Annotated in this window: 15 protein-coding genes; 9 read left to right on the top strand and 6 right to left on the bottom strand. The window is 71.3% G+C overall.

What is annotated here, in order from left to right; all coding sequences use genetic code 11:
• Positions 1-21: 21 nt before the first annotated feature.
• On the top strand, positions 22-1,269 hold the full coding sequence (locus tag SM418_RS28760) for a DUF4437 domain-containing protein (protein ID WP_371944186.1): 1,248 nt from the start codon (positions 22-24) through the stop codon (positions 1,267-1,269).
• 181 nt (positions 1,270-1,450) lie between these two features.
• Here the strand turns inward: SM418_RS28760 and lepB are convergent, their stop codons facing one another.
• Positions 1,451-1,864, bottom strand: a complete 414-nt coding sequence (gene lepB / locus SM418_RS28755; RefSeq protein ID WP_371966126.1) for a signal peptidase I — start codon at positions 1,862-1,864, stop codon at positions 1,451-1,453.
• Between lepB and SM418_RS28750 the strand changes: the two genes are divergently transcribed.
• Positions 1,845-2,060 carry a hypothetical protein gene (locus SM418_RS28750; protein WP_371966125.1) on the top strand — a complete coding sequence of 72 codons (216 nt, stop codon included), beginning with the start codon at positions 1,845-1,847 and terminating at the stop codon, positions 2,058-2,060. The genes lepB and SM418_RS28750 overlap by 20 nt on opposite strands.
• Positions 2,061-2,142: 82 nt before the next feature.
• The gene (ppk2, locus tag SM418_RS28745; protein ID WP_371944188.1) at positions 2,143-2,946 is read left to right on the top strand and encodes a polyphosphate kinase 2; all 804 of its coding nucleotides are present in this window, start codon (positions 2,143-2,145) and stop codon (positions 2,944-2,946) included.
• Here ppk2 and SM418_RS28740 read toward each other — a convergent pair.
• Genes SM418_RS28740 through SM418_RS28730 form a run of 3 tightly spaced genes read right to left on the bottom strand, consistent with a single transcriptional unit; the run spans position 2,943 to position 5,541 of the window.
• Positions 2,943-3,725 (bottom strand): FAD:protein FMN transferase, encoded by a 783-nt coding sequence (locus SM418_RS28740; RefSeq protein WP_371944189.1) that lies wholly within the window; start codon positions 3,723-3,725, stop codon positions 2,943-2,945. The two genes, ppk2 and SM418_RS28740, sit on opposite strands and share 4 nt — an antisense overlap.
• Positions 3,718-4,173: an FMN-binding protein gene (locus SM418_RS28735; protein ID WP_371944190.1), complete on the bottom strand. Its 456-nt coding sequence runs from the start codon at positions 4,171-4,173 to the stop codon at positions 3,718-3,720. Before SM418_RS28735 ends, SM418_RS28740 begins: the two co-directional genes overlap by 8 nt.
• 9 nt (positions 4,174-4,182) lie before the next feature.
• Positions 4,183-5,541: a ferredoxin reductase family protein gene (locus SM418_RS28730; RefSeq protein WP_371944191.1), complete on the bottom strand. Its 1,359-nt coding sequence runs from the start codon at positions 5,539-5,541 to the stop codon at positions 4,183-4,185.
• Between the two features lie 115 nt (positions 5,542-5,656).
• Between SM418_RS28730 and SM418_RS28725 the strand changes: the two genes are divergently transcribed.
• Both SM418_RS28725 and SM418_RS28720 read left to right on the top strand, forming a co-directional pair.
• A complete protein-coding gene (locus SM418_RS28725) occupies positions 5,657-6,397 on the top strand; it encodes a response regulator transcription factor (protein WP_371944192.1) in 741 nt (246 codons plus the stop codon).
• Positions 6,394-7,824, top strand: a complete 1,431-nt coding sequence (locus SM418_RS28720) for a sensor histidine kinase (RefSeq protein WP_371944193.1) — start codon at positions 6,394-6,396, stop codon at positions 7,822-7,824. The genes SM418_RS28725 and SM418_RS28720 overlap by 4 nt, the downstream gene beginning before the upstream one ends.
• A 10-nt stretch (positions 7,825-7,834) precedes the next feature.
• On the opposite strand, the gene SM418_RS28715 is transcribed toward SM418_RS28720, so the two are convergent.
• Positions 7,835-8,425, bottom strand: coding sequence for a TetR/AcrR family transcriptional regulator (locus SM418_RS28715; RefSeq protein ID WP_371944194.1), 591 nt, complete (start codon positions 8,423-8,425; stop codon positions 7,835-7,837).
• A gap of 308 nt (positions 8,426-8,733) precedes the next feature.
• On the opposite strand from SM418_RS28715, the gene SM418_RS28710 reads away from it, so the two are divergent.
• The 4 genes from SM418_RS28710 to SM418_RS28695 all read left to right on the top strand — a co-directional run bounded on the left by SM418_RS28710 (position 8,734) and on the right by SM418_RS28695 (position 15,027).
• Entirely contained in the window at positions 8,734-9,570 is an 837-nt protein-coding gene (locus tag SM418_RS28710; RefSeq protein ID WP_371944195.1) for an SDR family oxidoreductase, read from the top strand.
• Entirely contained in the window at positions 9,567-12,065 is a 2,499-nt protein-coding gene (locus SM418_RS28705) for an aldehyde dehydrogenase family protein (protein WP_371944196.1), read from the top strand. Before SM418_RS28710 ends, SM418_RS28705 begins: the two co-directional genes overlap by 4 nt.
• 123 nt (positions 12,066-12,188) lie before the next feature.
• Positions 12,189-13,289: an Rv3169 family protein gene (locus SM418_RS28700; RefSeq protein ID WP_371944197.1), complete on the top strand. Its 1,101-nt coding sequence runs from the start codon at positions 12,189-12,191 to the stop codon at positions 13,287-13,289.
• A gap of 133 nt (positions 13,290-13,422) precedes the next feature.
• Entirely contained in the window at positions 13,423-15,027 is a 1,605-nt protein-coding gene (locus SM418_RS28695; RefSeq protein WP_371944198.1) for an acyl-CoA synthetase, read from the top strand.
• A gap of 74 nt (positions 15,028-15,101) precedes the next feature.
• Here the strand turns inward: SM418_RS28695 and SM418_RS28690 are convergent, their stop codons facing one another.
• Positions 15,102-16,397, bottom strand: a complete 1,296-nt coding sequence (locus SM418_RS28690) for an aspartyl protease family protein (RefSeq protein WP_371944199.1) — start codon at positions 16,395-16,397, stop codon at positions 15,102-15,104.
• Positions 16,398-16,464: the final 67 nt, after the last annotated feature.

Here is a 16,464-nt window from a genome sequence, read left to right as displayed (position 1 = left end):
TGTGGAACAGGAGGATTCGCTGTGCGATCCCATGTCGAGCTGATCCAGGAACAGGACTACGTCTGGCACGCCGCCGAACTGACCGGCGGCGAAGGCCGGGCCAGTGAACGGCGGCTGTCGGTGGACGAGGAGGACGGCTCGTCCTCCCTTCGCATCGACTTCCACACGGACTGGGGCCGCGGACCCGGCATCCACCACGCGAACACCGAGTACCACGTCATCGAAGGGTCGATGACCTACGGCGGCCGCAGAATCGGCAAGGGCGGATACGTGTACGCCCCCCGTGGCGTTCCGGCGGACGCGATCACCTTCAGCGCGGGAACCCGCATCCTGCATTACCGCGAATACGGGGACGCCGGTTTCGACCCGGTCGACAGCGTCCGCGCGCCGGCCTGGCCCGACGCGCGAGAAGAGGTCATCGTCATCGACACCGAGGCGATGAAGTGGGACGCGGTTCCCGTGGACGGTCCGATGCCGGGGCTGTTCATCAAGTACCTGCACATCGACCCGCTCACCGGCTTCTACACGCGGCTCGTGCACTCCCAGGAGGGCTGGACCGAGCACCGGCTGGCCCACCACCCGTGCTACGAGGAGGCGTACACCCTCCAGGGGCACATGGACGGCAACTTCGGACGCATGGGCGTGGGCTCCTACTTCTTCCGGCCCGCGCGGATCAAGCACGGGCACTTCACCACGCCCGAAGGCGGAACCACCTGGCTGCTGCGCTCGGACGGCGAGCTGATCAACTGGTACACGCAGAACGAGTGGATCCGGTGGGGAGGCGAGGCGGTCAACTACGGCCCGGGCGGCGGGCCGATGCGCTGGTCGATGTCCAGCCACGACATCGGACGCGACGCCCCGCTGCGCAGCGATCGCGACCGTGCGGACTTCCAGGCGTCCGTCGACTTCCAGCGCAGGCAGGGAGGGCCCGACATCGACCTCGTCCCGCACGGGACGGGAGTGGACAAGAGCCTCATCGCCCTCGCCAAGGCCCTCGACATCACCAACCTCCAGAGCGGCCACGGCCCGGGCGGCTCGTCCGAGCACGACCACGACCACGACCATGATCACGACCACGAGCCGGTGACGGCGGACTGGGGCGCCGACCCGCGCGCCTTGGAACACCCCACCGAACGGACCGACGAGCACCGCCACAACGTGGGCAAGGGCCGGCCCTGGAAGGAAGGGCAGCCCATCCCCGTCCCGATCCCGTCCACCCTCCCGGTGCGCAGCCGCTCCATCGGCCGCTGGAGCGGCGAGGGCATGTAGACCCAACGGCGTTACGGACCGCGGTCCACTCCGTCGTTGCATCCGCAGGGAAGCGGGCAGTGACGGCCTGGACCGCGGCCGCCACCCGGGGGAACCCGATCAGCGGACCTCTCGGCCCTCGGGAAGTTCGACGCCCAGGTGCTCGGCGAGTCTCCGGTGGGCTTCGCCGCGACATGCGCGCTCACCGGCCATCGAGAACAGCCACGCCGATGACGGCCGATACCGGCACGGTGCCGTGCCCATCGTCGTTGACGTGGTAGCGGGAGTCCGCCGAAGCATTCCGGTTGTCTCCCATGAGCCAGAGCCGTCCCGGGGGCACGACGACCGGCCCGAAGGGCATTCCGCGGGCGCCCGGTGCGAGGTACCGCTCGGGCAGCACGGCCCCGTTGAGCGTGACCCGGCCATCGGGCGAGCAGCAGCCGATCCGGTCGCCCGGGATCGCCACCACTCGCTTGACCTGCGGCGTGTCGCGCCCATTGATCCATGCGGGCATTCGGAAGACGACGACGTCGCCGCGCTTCGGCTCGTACTCGCCCTGGTCGACCGGACGCGCGTCGAATGTCTGACCTGCATGGATGGTCGGCTCCATCGCCATGCCGGGATCGCTGTACCGGTGGTTTCCGTGCATCGCCGAGTTCACCGCACCGCATCCCGCCGTCAGCCACGAGATCGTCGCCATGGCGATCAGTCGCTTTCGCATGGTGCGCAATCGTATTGCCGTGGAGTTTCCGCTCTCCAGAGCGCACGAAATGCCTCGCGACTCAACCGTGGCGACGAACCCGACCGGCTGACCCCGGCCGCCGGCACAGCCGGTGTGCGCGGCGGCGCATCGGTCAGACTGAAGCTGACGAGTATTCGATCTTTGGAGGCGGTATGGGCACTTCCCGGCGTCTGCCCCGGCAGATCTACGAGCGAGAACTGCGCCGGCTGCAAGCGCAGTTGATGGTGATGCAGGAGTGGGTGCGCGCCGAGGGCGCGCGCATCGCCGTGGTGTTCGAAGGACGGGACGCCGCCGGCAAGGGCAGCACCATCAAGCGCGTCACGGAGTACCTCAACCCCCGCGTCGCGCGCATCGTGGCGCTGCCGACGCCGACCGACCGCGAGCGGACACAGTGGTACTTCCAGCGGTACGTCGAACATCTCCCCGCCGCCGGTGAGATCGTCCTGTTCGACCGGTCCTGGTACAACCGCGCGGGAGTCGAGCGGGTCATGGGGTTCTGCACCGGCCAGGAGTACAGGCGCTTCCTGCACCAGTGCCCGATATTCGAGCGGATGCTCGTCGAGGACGGCATCCTGTTGCGCAAGTACTGGTTCTCGGTCAGCGACGCCGAGCAGGAACGCCGCTTTTGCAGCCGGCTCGACGACCCGATGCGGAGGTGGAAACTGTCGCCGATGGACCTGGAGTCGATCTCCCGGTGGGAGGAGTACTCGCGCGCCAAGGACGAGATGTTCGTCCATACCGACATCCCCGAGGCGCCCTGGTACGTGGTCGACAGCGACGACAAGCGCCGTGCCCGCATCAACATGATCTCCCACCTGCTGTCGACCATTCCGTACCGCGAGGTGGAGCGCCCGGAGCTCCGGCTGCCGCGCCGCCCTCCTCCGAAGGGCTACGAGCGGCCCCCGCGAGACGTGCAGACCTACGTCCCCGATCACGCGGCGACCTTGCGCGCCTAGAGGCCCATGCCCTCGCGCGGGAGGAACACGGCGACGTCCTCGAAGCCCGGCGTCCACCAGACGGAGCCGTCGCAGGTCACGGCCAGCGCCTCGATCCCGGGCTGCGCGTCCGCCCAGGCGCGCGCGGCGCCGCCGAGGACGAAGGCGGCGGTGGAGAGCGCGTCCACGTCGGTCAGATGCCGTCCGACCAGCGTGATCGACGCCAGGCCGGTCGCGGGACGTCCGGTGCGCGGGTCGATGATGTGCGCCCCGCGTTCGGCGGTGCCCGAGGTGGCGACGGCGAGGTCGCGGCCGGTGACGGCGGCGATGAGCCGGTCGCGGTGGTGCGGGTCGGTGAGCCCGATCCGCCAGGGCCGTCCGGGGCGGGCCTCCCCGCGCAGCTGGATGTCGCCGCCGCCGTTCACGGAGTGGTCGCGGGCGCCGGCCTCGTGCAGGATCGTGGACGCCCGCTCGACCGCCCATCCCTTGACCAGGCCGCTCGGGTCGAGCCGGCCGGACGGTTCGCAGGTGAACGCCCTTCCGGTGTCGCGCTCCATCTCCCGGCACCGGCGCAGGACCCAGGCGACGTCGGGGTCGCCTTGGCCGGCCGAGACGTCCCCCTCGGCGAGACGCGTGATCTCGCTGTCGGGTCGGTACGGGGAGAACACGCGGTCGACGTGGTGCAGCCAGGCGACGGCTTCCGCGAGCGCATCGGTGATCGTGGGGGAGGGGGCCGCGCGGACGTCGAAGGTGAACACGGTCCCCATCACGTGCTCGACATGGCGGATCGTCTCAGGCACGCGCGCTGTCCAGTGCGCTCTGCAGGGACGTGATGTACCCCTCGCTCGTGTAGGTCGCTCCGGAGACGGTGTCGATGTTGGCGCTGCCCGCCGCGATGGCCTGCTTGGTGAGCTTGGGGAGCGAGAAGGCGCTGATCTCCCGGTCGCGGCCGTCCTCCGAAGGGGCGCTCAGCACCCGGACGGCGGTGAGCCGGCCGTTCGACATCGTGATCTCGACCTGGACCGGCCCGTACTCGGTGTCGACGCTCTGCCCCTTGAAGGTTCCGTTCGCGGCGGGTGCCGTCCCGTCCCCGCCCTGGCCGGACGTCTCGGGGCCGGACGTCCCGGAAGCGGACGGCCCGGGGGCGGGCGGTGGCGTCGCGGAACTCGCCTGGTGGTGCGGTTTCATCGACAGCAGCAGGACGACGCCGGCGACCGTCGTACCCGTGGTGATCAAGGTTCGGCGCATCGGTGCCTCTCAGAACTCGAACGACTCGGTGCGGATGTGGCGGCGCTTCACGCCCGCCTGCCGGAGGGCGCGCAGCGCGGCGGCGGTCATGCCGGACGGCCCGCACAGGTAGACGTCCCGGTGCCGTACGTCGGGGACGATGGACCGTAGCGCCCGCGCGGTCAGCGGCAGCGAGTGCTGGGACGGCTCGTCCACGAAGTAGTGGACGCGGGCGCCGCGGGCGGCGGCGACGGCGTCCAGCTCGCCGCGCAGGGCCAGGTCCTCGGGTCGGCGGGCGAGGTAGACGAGGGTGACGTCGCCGGGGAGCGTCTCGAACAGCGTCCGCAGCGGGGTGACGCCGACGCCGCCGGCGAGCAGCAGCGCCCGGTCGTGGTGGGGCCGCGCCCCGGTGAAGCCGCCGTAGGGGCCTTCCGCCCACACCCGTGTCCCGGGCCGGAGCCGGGCCAGGGCGCGGCTGTGGTCCCCGGCCTCCTTGACGGTGATCCGGAGCCGGTCACCGCGCGGCGGTTCGGACAGCGAGTACGGGTTCGCCGCCCACCACAGGCCGGGCGCGAGGAACCGCCAGCGGAAGAACTGCCCCGGCTCGGCGCCGAGCCTGCCGAGGTCCCGCCCGGTCATGTAGACGGAGAAGACTCCGGGCGCCTCGGTGTGGACGGCGGTGACCCGCAGCCCGTGCCGGATCCCGCCGATGACCGGCATCAGGAACCGGAACCAGACGAGTGTGAGGGTGACCCCGATGTAGAGGGTGTACCAGGCGGCTCGTGCCCAGGCGTTCTCGACGAACTGGGCGCCGTTGGCGAGCTGGTGCCAGAACGCCAGGAAGATCGCCAGGTAGGTCGCGAAGTGCAGGTAGTGCCATATCTCGTACCGCAGCCTCCGCCGCGCCGCCCGCGCCGAAGTGATCGCGACGCCCACCAGCAGGGCGAACCCGGCCGTCCCCTTGATCATCTCGGGGTAGTCCAGGACGATGGTGGCCGTCTGGTGGACGACGTCCGTGCCGGACGTCACCGCGTACCCCCAGATGATCAGCAGCACGTGCGCGGCCGTGAGGGCGATGATGTACCGCCCGCCCATCGCGTGCCAGCGGGCGAGCCGGTCGGTGCCGACGCCCCGTTCCAGTGCCGGGACGCGTGCCATCAGGGCGAGCAGGACGGCGCATCCGTAGCCCGCGAGGAGCCCGGTGACGCGTCCGGCCTCGGTCAGCCAGCCGTCCAGCCCGGTGATCGAACCGGTGCTCCGCCACCACAGAGCCAGGACGAGCACCGCCCCGGCGTAGATCAGTACCTGTGGCCACGAGGACGGGACGCGCCACGCCGGACGCGGGGTCCGGGCGGTTGTACGCGGGATGTCGTGTCTGGTCGTGGTCATGCCGGTCACCCTGCCAACGCATTTTCTGTGTTCCCTATGACTCCACGGGAAAGACCCCCTTTTCAGCGACATCTCAGAGGAAACTCAGAGGTCGGAGAGAGATGCTGGCCGCACCATGACGAGTGACGATTCCGGGTCCGCGAGGCTGCTGCGGGCCGACGGCACGCCCGTCCGGGTACTGGTCGTCGACGACGAGCCGGACCTGGCGGAGGTGCTGTCGCGCGTGCTGGCGTCCGAGGGCTGGGCGGTCCGCACCGCGGGCGACGGCGCCGGGGCGCTCGCCGCGGCCGGCGACTTCCAGCCCGACGCGGTCGTGCTGGACGTGATGCTCCCCGACATCGACGGCCTGCGGGTGCTGCACCGGCTCCGCGCCGAGGCCCCGGACGTCTGCGTGCTGTTCCTGACCGCGCGCGACGCCGTCGAGGACCGCATCGCCGGGATCACCGCGGGCGGCGACGACTACGTGACCAAGCCGTTCAGCCTGGAGGAGGTGCTGGCACGGCTGCGCGGGCTGCTGCGCAGGGCGGGCCTGACCCGGCAGGCGGAGGCCGCGCGGCTGCTCACCGTCGGCGGGCTGTCCATGGACGAGGACGCCCGCGAGGTGGCCCGCGACGGGCAGATCGTCGAGCTGACCCCCACCGAGTTCGAGTTGCTGCGGTTCCTGATGCGCAACCCGCGCCGGGTGCTCAGCAAGGCGCAGATCCTCGACCGGGTCTGGGACTACGACTTCGGCGGCCAGGCCCACGTCGTCGAGCTCTACATCAGCTACCTGCGCAAGAAGATCGACGCGGGCCGGACGCCGATGATCCACACCGTCCGCGGCGTCGGGTACGTGCTGAAGCCGGAGGCCCCGTGAGGATCCCGGCGGCGTTCCGCACGCTGCGGGCGAGGCTGACCGCCGGGCTTGTCGTGCTGCTCGCGCTGAGCTGCCTCGTGGTCGGCCTGGCCACGTCCGCGGCGCTCGGCCGGTTCCTCGTCGGCCGGCTGGACGAGCAGCTGGCCGCGTCCAACGGGAGGTTCCCGTCGAGCCTGGAGCACGAGCGGCACAGTGACGCCGACAACCTCCCGGACTCGCGCGGGCAGGCGGCGGGGACGTTCGGCGCCCGGCTGCTCGGCGGCTCGGCGCAGGCGGTGGTCGTCCGCGCGGGCGGCGTCGCGCCCGTGCCGCTGACCGCCGCCGACCGGCGCACTCTCGCCGCCGTCCCGGTCGACGGCCGGGGGCGGTCGATGTCGCTGTCGGCGCTGGAGGAGTACCGGGTCGCGGCGGTGCGCGGTGACGAGAACGACGTGCTGATCACCGGGTTGCCGCTGCATCCGGTCGAGGAGACCGTGCGCCGGCTGGTCCTGGTGGAGGCGGTCGTCTTCGCGGCCGTGCTCGCCGTCGCCGGGATCGCGGCGGCGGCCTGGGTGCGGCTGGCGCTGCGGCCGCTGCGCCGGGTCGCGGCCACCGCGTCCCGGGTGGCCGAGCTGCCGCTGGCGAGCGGCGAGGTGGCGGTGCCCGAGCGCGTCCCCGACACCGACCCGGGCACGGAGGTCGGCCAGGTCGGCGCGGCGCTGAACCGGATGCTCGGCCATGTCGAGAAGTCGCTCGCCCGCCGGCACGCGAGCGAGGAACGGCTGCGCCGGTTCGCCGCCGACGCCAGCCACGAGCTGCGGACGCCCGTCGCGGCGATCCGCGGGCACGCCGAACTCGCGCTGCGCACGTCCGAGCCCGTCCCGCCGGAGGTGCGGCACGCGCTCGGGCGCATCGAGGCCGAGTCGGTGCGCATGTCCGAGCTGGTCGACGACCTGCTGCTCCTCGCGCGACTGGACGCCGGCCGCCCCCTGGAGGCGCGTCCGGTCGACCTGACCCGGCTCGTCCTGGACGCCACGAGCGACGCCCACGCCGCCGGGCCGGACCACCGCTGGGAGATGGTGCTGCCCGAGGAGCCCGTGACCGTCACCGGCGACGCCCGGCGCCTCCACCAGCTGATCGCCAATCTGCTCGCCAACGCCCGCACCCACACGCCGCCCGGCACGCACGTCACCGTCCGGCTCCGGGTGCGCGACGGCACCGTGGTCCTCGACGTGGAGGACGACGGCCCCGGTATCCCGCCCGATCAGCGGGAGGAGATCTTCCAGCGGTTCTTCCGCGTCGACCCGGGCCGCGCCCGCGCCGTCGGCGGCACGGGCCTCGGCCTCGCGATCGTCCACGCGGTGGCCGCCGCGCACGGGGGGCGCGCCGAACTCGCCGACGCCGGCCACACGATCTTCCGCGTCACCCTTCCGGCGTCGGGCGAGTGAGCCTCCGGGCTCAGCGCCGGCAAACGCTCCCGGCGATGAAACGCCCTGCCTCGGGCGCGTTGGCGGCCAGGTCGTAGTCCTCTTCCAGGCGCAGGTTGCGGAGCACCGAGAGGTACACGGCGCCGACCATCTCGGTGAGCATCGCCGGGTCGAAGTCGGTCCGCACGTCGCCCTGGCGGAGGCCCGCGTCGATGATCCTTCGCAACTGCTCGTGGAAGAGCACGTTGCGGACGGCCGTGGTCTCCTGGCTGTCGGCCCGCTCCAGTTCGTACGTCACCACCGCGAGATACCCCGGCCGTTCCCTGACGGCCCGGACGAGGTCGGTGAAGAGCAGCAGGATGCGCTCCTCCGACGGCGCGGGACGTGCGAGGGATTCGGTGATCAGGGCGCCGAGGTTTCCGACCTGCTCCTCCCACAGGGCGACGAGCAGATCGTCCTTGCTGTGGAAGTAGTTGAAGAACGTCGCGCGCGAGATCCGGGCGGCCGACGCGAGATCGATCGCGGTGGTGCCCGCGACCCCCTGCTCGGGGAAGAGTCTCTTGGCCGCGTCGAGAACCCTGGTGCGGGTCTCCCGGCGGTTCTGCTCACGCCGTCCGGTCACTACTTGAGTCCATCTCCGCCCGATGCGCGGACCAGTGCAGCGGGACGTCCGGGTGATCATCGCTGCCGGGGGTCCCGCTCGATACTACGGGCTGGACGTACGGCGTCCGCAGCCACCGCCGGGGAAGACGGCGTCCGGCCGTCCTCGCCCCCGCCGACCTCGCCATCGGCGCTCGACGTGGACTCCTGGTGAGTGGGACCACCGGTTTCGACGCGACTGTGACCTGGCGTACAGATTGGACCCCAGTCCAAATTAGACCGCAGTCCAAGTTTTCCTCGATGGACGCACCTCCGCTTAGAGGAGAAGGCATGCCCCAGTTCCAGGAACGCATGGCGTTCCACGGCCGCACGGCGGTGATCACGGGTGCGGCGTCCGGCATCGGCGCCGCGGCGGTGGAGAAGTTCCGCGCCGGCGGCGCCAAGGTCATCGGCGTCGACCGGGTCCCGGCCGCCGGGCCCGACCTCCACATCGTCGGAGACCTCGGCACGCGGGCCGGAGTCGAGGACGTCGCCGAACGCATCGACCAGCCGATCGACATCCTGGTCAACAACGCCGGCGTCGCGGCCACGCAGCCGTGGCGGACCGTGCTGGGGGTCAACGCCCTGGCCCCGCGCGACCTCACCCGGCTGCTGCTGCCGCGGTTCAACCCGGACCCGGTCGTGGTCACGACCGCCTCGATGGCCGGTTTCATGTGGGCGCAGAACTACGGGCTCATCCGGCGGTTCCTCGAGACCGAGAACTGGGAGGAGGCGCTCGACCTGGTCAAGGACCATCCCGACCTGGACACCTCCTGCTACAACCTGTCCAAGGAGATCGCGATCGTCAACGCCGGCGACCTCGCGGTCAACGGCAAGCACATCAACCTGCGCTCCAACAGCGTCTCGCCCGGCTTCGTCGGCACGCCGCTCCTCGGTGACTTCGTCACCACGATGGGGGCGGAGAACATCGACGGCACCGTGGCGTGGGCCGGCCGGCACGCCACCGCGGAAGAGGTCGCCGACGCCATCTGCTTCCTCGCCTCGCCCCTGGCCACCTGGGTCAACGGCGTCGACCTGGCCGTCGACGGCGGGCTGAACGCCATGGTCTTCCGGAACTACATCGCTCCCGCCATGGCCGCGATGACCGCGGGCGGAGGTGCCTCGTGAACGACGTCCTGATCTCCGTCAACCCGGCCACCCTCCAGGAGATCGGCCGTACCCCGGCGACCGGGCTCGATGAGCTGGACGGTCTCGTCCGGGCCGCCGACCTCGCTTCGCGCGCCTGGCGGACCGACCGCGACCAGCGCCGGCGGCTGCTGGCGGCCTGCTCCTTCACGATCATGGAGCACCAGGGGGAACTGGCCGGCCTGCTCGTCCGCGAGCAGGGCAAGAGCCTCGCCGAGGCGTCCGGCGAAGTGTGGATCACCGGGCGCTGCTTCGCGCACATGGCCCGCGTCGACTGGCCCGAGGACGAGGAGGCGGTGCCCGCGCCGGGACGGTCCGCGCGGCTGGTGCGCCGGCCGTACGGCGCCGTCGGGGCCATCGTCCCCTGGAACTTCCCGGTGTTCCTGCTGGCGGCCAAGGCGGCGCCCGCGCTGGCCGCCGGCAACGCCGTCCTCGCGAAGCCGGCCGAGTCGGTGTCGCTGACGGTGACCCGGTTCGTGGAGCTGCTGAATCGGGTGCTGCCCGAGGGCGTCCTCACCGTCGTCAACGGTGACGCCGCCGTCGGCCGGGCGCTCGTCGAGCACCGGCTCGTGCGCAAGGTGTCGTTCACCGGCTCCACCGGGGTGGGGCGCGAGATCATGCGGACGGCCGCCGCGTCCGTCACCCCGGTCACCCTGGAGCTGGGGGGCAACGATCCGGCGATCCTGCTCGATGACGCCGACGTCGCGAACGCGGCCGGCAAGCTCGCCGCCTCGGCCTTCTTCAACGCGGGCCAGATGTGCATCGCGCCGAAGCGCGCCTACGTGCCCGAGCGTCTGGTCGACGATTTCTGTGCGGCCTTCACCGCCGCCATGGGCGCCATGAGGGTGGGCGACCCGACGCAGCCCGGCGTCACCATGGGACCCGTGCACAACCAGGCGCAGTTGGACGTCGTGCACAGCCTGTTGAACAAGGCGCTCGCGGACGGGGCGACCCTCGTCAAGGGCGGCGGGCGGGGCACGGACCTGCCCGGGCACTTCCTGGAACCGACGCTGCTGCGCGACTGCACCGACGTGATGGGCATCGTCGCCGAGGAGCAGTTCGGTCCGGTGTTCCCGGTCGTGGCCTACCGCGACCTGGAGGAGGTCCTCGACACCGTCAACGGGCAGGAGTTCGGCCTCGGAGCTTCGGTGTGGGGCGGCGACACCGCCCGCGCGACAGAGGTCGCCGAGCGCATCGAGGCAGGCTCGGTCTGGGTCAACCAGCACAACGCGCTGGAGGTGGAGCTGCCGTTCGGCGGCGTCAAGGGCAGCGGTTTCGGACGTGAGGGCGGCCTCGCCGGCGTGGAGGAGTTCCTCCAGACCACCGTGCTCAGCGTGAAGGACGGGGCCGCCCCCGCCCCCGCAGCCCACGCCGGCCCGCAGCAAGAGATCAGGACCAGCGAGACCGACCTGGACGAGCTCCGGGACACCCTCGGCGCCTGGGTCTCCGAGCGCATCGGCACCGACGTGCGGCTGGACGGGCTGCGCCGCCCCGAGCACTCGGGGATGTCGAGCGTGTCTGTCCTGTTCGACGCGTCATGGGACGACGGCGGCGCGTCGCACGGCGCCGAACTCGTGGCACGGCTGGTTCCGGAGGAGTCGGCGGTCCCGGTGTTCCCCGGCTACGACCTGCAGCGCCAGTACGAGGTGATGGCCGGCGTGCGCGAGCACTCGGACGTGCCCGTGCCCCGGGTGCGCTGGGTCGAGCCGTCCCCCGACGTTCTCGGCCGGCCGTTCCTGGTCATGGACCGGCTGACGGGGGCGGTGCCGGTCGACAACCCGCCGTACGTCTTCGGTGGCTGGCTCGCCGACCTCGACCCGGCCCGGCGGCGGGAACTCCAGGACGCCAGCGTGGACGTGCTGGCCGAAGTCCACGCGATCGCGGATCCGGCCCGCCGGTTCCCGGGCCTCGCCGCAGAGGCGGGGCTGCGCGGCCACTTTGAGAACGAGCGCCGCTACTACGAGTGGAGCTTCCGCGACGACGGCGTGCGCATCCCGGTGCTCGAAGAGGCGTTCTCCTGGATGGAGGAGCACTGGCCGTCGGAGCCTTCGGCCGACGTGCTGTGCTGGGGCGACGCCCGTATCGGCAACATCCTGTACGACGGCGCCCGGCCGGTCGGCGTGCTCGACTGGGAGTCGGCGTGGCTGGCCCCGCGCGAGATGGACCTCGGCTGGTTCGTCTTCTTCCACAGCATGTTCCAGGACATGGCCGAGACGTTCCAGATGCCCGGCCTCCCCGAGATGTTCCGGCGCGCCGACGTGGTGGCCCGCTACGAGCAGACCTCCGGCGTCCAGGTCCGGGACCTGGACTTCTACCTCACCTACGCCGCGCTGCGGCACGGGACCGTGATGGCCCGGATCCACCGCCGCCGAATGCACTTCGGCGAGGCGGAACGCCCGCAGGACCCGGACGAGTACGTTCTCCACCACCAGATGCTGCGGCGACTCATCGACGGCGCGTACGACTGGCGGTCCTGACGACGCGGGACGACCCCTGACGTGGACAACGGCCTCCCAGGACCGAGGCCGTTGTCCGACCGCTCCCGCTTTGCGGGAATCCGAAGGAGCAGACATGACCTACCACCACGACGGGGAGCGCCGATGAAGCCCGCGCCGCTCGACGAACTGCCGGTCCACCAGGCGCCCCTCTCCATGGCGCGAGTCGTCGGCAGCGACAAGAACTTCTATGACCGGTACTACTTCAACGCCCACGACCGCACCGGCGAGCGGTTCCTGGTCATGGGGGCCGGCGTCTATCCCAATCTCGGTGTGATCGACGCGTTCGCGACCCTGCGCTCCGGTGACCGGCAGTGGGCGGTGCGCTTCTCCGACGCCCATCAGGCGGGCGAGCTGCGCACCGAGGTCGGCGGCTTCCGGATCGAGGTGATCGAGCCCCTGCAGAAGCTGCGGGTGGTCTGCGAGCACGAGAGCCTCTCCTTCGACCTCGTCTGGGACGGCTCGTTCCCGGCGGCGCTGGAGGAGCGGCACGTGCTCGATGCCGGGCCGCGCTCGATCCTCGACGCCACCCGGTTCGCGCAGGTCGGCTCCTGGTCCGGGAGGCTGGCCTACGACGGTGGCGAGTTCGCCGTGGATCCGGGCGTCTGGATGGGCAGCCGGGACCGCTCGTGGGGGGTCCGCCCGGTCGGCGACGCCGACCCGGCGGGCCGGCTCGCCGACGAGCCGATGGGCGGGCACTGGTGGACCTACGTGCCGTTGAGGTTCGACGACTACATGCTGATCGTCATCGTCCAGGAGAGCCCGGACGGCCACCGCACGCTCAACCACGCGTCCCGCACCTTCGCCGACGGCCGCGTCGAGCAGCTGGGGTGGCCGCGCATCGAGATCGCCTACCGGAGCGGCACCCGCGAACCGGAGTCCGCCCGGCTGCACATGACCACGCCTGACGGCGCGCCACTGGTGGTGGACGTCCAGACGCTGGGCTCCGTGTCGCTCACGGTCGGTGCGGGGTACGGCGGCGACCCGGAATGGCAGCACGGGCAGTGGAAGGGCCGCGACTGGACGTCGGCCGCCGAGTACGACCTGACCGATCCGACGATCGTCGGCCGCCTGCCCTACTCCACCGTGGACCACGTCGCACGCGCCACCTGCGACGGGCAGGTCGGCCATGGGATGTTCGAGCACGCCTCCATGGGCCGGCACGACCCGACGGGGTTCAGGGACTACAGCGACATGGCCCCCTGACGCCCGGCCGGAAGCGCGGCCCCCTCCGGGGCTCCCCGGAGCTCCGGAGGGGGCGGCCTTCCGAGTCCGAGCAGCGTGAACACCATGGCGCCGGTCTTCCCTCGACCGGTGCCGTGCGACTAGGAGCGAATGCATGACGTTGAACCTCGCCACCCTCTACGAAGCCGTTGCCCGTGTCGTTCCGGACCGGCCCGCGGTCACCTGCGGCGCCGTGACCCGGACCTACGCGGAACTGGACCGGCGCGCCAACCGGCTGGCCGCCCACCTGGTGAAGGCCGGTGTGGAGCCGGGCCGGCACGTGGGCGTGTACCTGCTCAACAGCGTCGAGTACGTCGAGGTGATGCTCGCCTGCTTCAAGGCGCGGGCGGTGCCGATCAACATCAACTACCGCTACGTCGAGAACGAGCTGCTCTACCTGTTCGAGGACGCCCAGCTGCACACCGTCGTCGTCGGGACGGATCACGCGCCCCGCGTCGCGGCACTCGCGGGGCGCGCCACCCACCTGCGCCACGTCCTCGTCGTCGGAGACGAGCCCGAGCCCGTGGCCTGGGACGAACGGCTGACCGGCGCAGGGTACGAGAAGGCGCTGGCGGCGTGGCCGGGGGACCGCGGCCCCCGCACCGACCTGACCGAGGACGACCGGTTCGTCCTGTACACGGGTGGCACCACCGGGATGCCGAAGGGCGTGGTGTGGCGGCACGAGGACTTCTTCTTCGCCGCCCTCCTCGGCGCGAACCCGTACGGCGAGCCGCACACCTCCGTCAGCGAGGTCACCCAAGCGGCCCAGGCCGGAACACCGCTGACGTACCTCATCGCGATGCCCCTCATGCACGGCGCGGCGAGCTACACGCTGTTCATGGGGCTCTTGGGCGGCGCCCACATCGTGCTCCTGCGCACCTTCGACCCGATGGAGGCGCTGCGCGAGATCGAGAGGCACCGCGTCCAGATCGTCGGCCTGGTCGGCGACGCGCAGGCCCGCCCGCTGGCGGAGGCGCTGCGCGAGCACGGCGGCGAGTTCGACCTCGCTTCGCTGTTCGTCATCGGCTCCGGTGGCGCGATCCTCTCGCGGTCCACCCAGGAGGCGCTCCAGGAGCGGCTTCCGAACATCATGGTCCGCAACAGCTTCGGCGCTTCGGAGAGCGGCGCCGACGGGACCATCGTCGTCGGCGAGGACGGCCTCATGCGGCTTCAGCCGTCCCCGTCCGTGCGTGTGGTCGACGAAGATCTGGCGGACGTGGCGCCCGGCGGCGGGCAGCTCGGCCGGCTGGCCCGCAGCGGGCACGTGCCGCTCGCCTACTTCAACGACCCGGACCGGACGCGCGCGACGTTCCCCGTGATCGACGGCGTGCGCTGGGTGGTGCTCGGCGACGTGGCCGAGGTCGAGGCAGACGGCACGATCGTGGTGCACGGCCGGGGCTCGGGGTGCATCAACTCCGGTGGCGAGAAGGTCTTCCCCGAGGAGGTCGAGCAGGCGCTCAAGGGGCACCCCGCCGTCATGGACGCGCTCGTCGCGGGCGTCCCCGACGAACGGTTCGGCCACCGGGTCGGCGCCGTCGTCGAACCGCGCCCGGGACACGCGGACCTCGACCCCGAGGAACTGCGCCTGCACTGCCGTTCGCTGCTCGCCGGGTACAAGGTCCCGGCGACGATCCGGATCGTGGAGCGCGTGCTGCGCTCGCCCAGCGGCAAGGCCGACTACGGCTGGGCGAAACGCGTCGTGGCCGCCGGCACGTCCTGAGCCGACCGAGGCGCAGAAGAGCCCTGGACCGGAGCCGCCGCGTCGGCTAGCCGGGCGGGAGCGGTCAGGTTCGGTCATCCGGCTTTGCCTCGGGCGATGTAGACGTTCATGCCGGTGAAGTCGAGGGTGATGTTGCAGGGCTTGTAGAAGGGGTGGAAGAAGGTGGTCAGCACGTCGAACCCGGAACGGTTGGGCCGCTGGTTCGGGTTCGCCAAGCAGTAGATCTCCTTGGCGGCGGCGTCGCCGAGGCGGATCTCCTTCGGGTAGCAGGGGTAGGCGACCGTCGGGTGGCTGTGGGCGAAAGTCTCCAGGGCCCGGTCGTAGTCGGTGCGGATCCGCCACTGCTTGGCCGTCTCCTCGGACATCACGGCGGCGACCTCGCCGGTTCCGCCGATGGACAGGCCCACCACCCCCGGGTCGGAGCCGACGATGCTGCCCCTGCTGTGCAGCCCGTGCTCATGGGCCAGCCACAGCGGCAGGGGCTCGGCGCCCGCCCGCGCGGCGTCGGCGCGTGCCCTGCCGGCCGTCTCGGGGGTCGGGCGGCGCAGGATCAGCGACCGGCCCGCGTAGTCGAAGGTGGTCAGCAGGTGGTAGAAGATCCACGTTCCGATCAAGCCGTCCCTCGGCCCTCCAGGGTCGGGCTGGTCCGACTCCGACCACACCACGGGGATGTTGCGCAGTTCGATGCCGCCCAGATCGACGGAGTCCAGCACCCCGAAGTACTGCCACGCGGTGCCGTTCAGGTAATCGATCTGTTGCTCGGCCACCGGGCTCAGCCCGGCCTCCTCGGCCACCTCCGCGGACATGCCCAGCCACGGGGCGCCGGTGTAGAACATGAAGCGCTTCGGCGGTCCGCCGTTGACCGAGACCTCCACCAGCGGTGACGGATCCACCTGCTGCCACGGCAGCCGCGCGATGTCGCCGTGGATCTGATAGGGCGTGCCGCTGACCGCCCCGAACCATTTGGCGTAGACGTCCTTACCGGCCGCTTGCCAGCGCGGGACGGAAAGGGAGAATTTGTCCTGCCGGATGTAGCAGTCGCCCAGGAGTTGGTTGGTCTCCTTGTCGCTGGGCGCCAGTTCGAGGGCCATCTTGAGATATTTCTCGGCCTCGGGGAACTTGTTGCTCAGGAGCGAGACATGGCCGCGCTGCCGAGCCGCGTTCAGGTTCGTGGGGTCGCTTTTCAGGATCTCCTCGTAGGCGCGTCCGGCCTGCTCGAACTTCCCGGCCCGGAACAACGCCTCCGCGTCGCCGCCGCCTGCCTGCGCCATGGCGGGCCTGCCCAGCAATGGTGTGGTCGCGGCGGCGCCGGCCACCACGGCGGCGCCCCGGATCAGCGAGCGCCGGTCCCATTCTCCGTCATCGGCCACGGCCTTCTCCTTTTCGTTCCGAAGCCGGGCACCATGTCCTCGGCACGAACCGCTGTGGTCCATGCCT

Source organism: Actinomadura chokoriensis (assembly GCF_041463665.1).
In the GTDB taxonomy this organism is placed as follows: Bacteria; Actinomycetota; Actinomycetes; order Streptosporangiales; family Streptosporangiaceae; genus Spirillospora; species Spirillospora chokoriensis_A.
The sequence above is the reverse complement of the archived record's forward strand: the minus strand, read 5'-3'. Positions and strand labels throughout refer to the sequence as shown.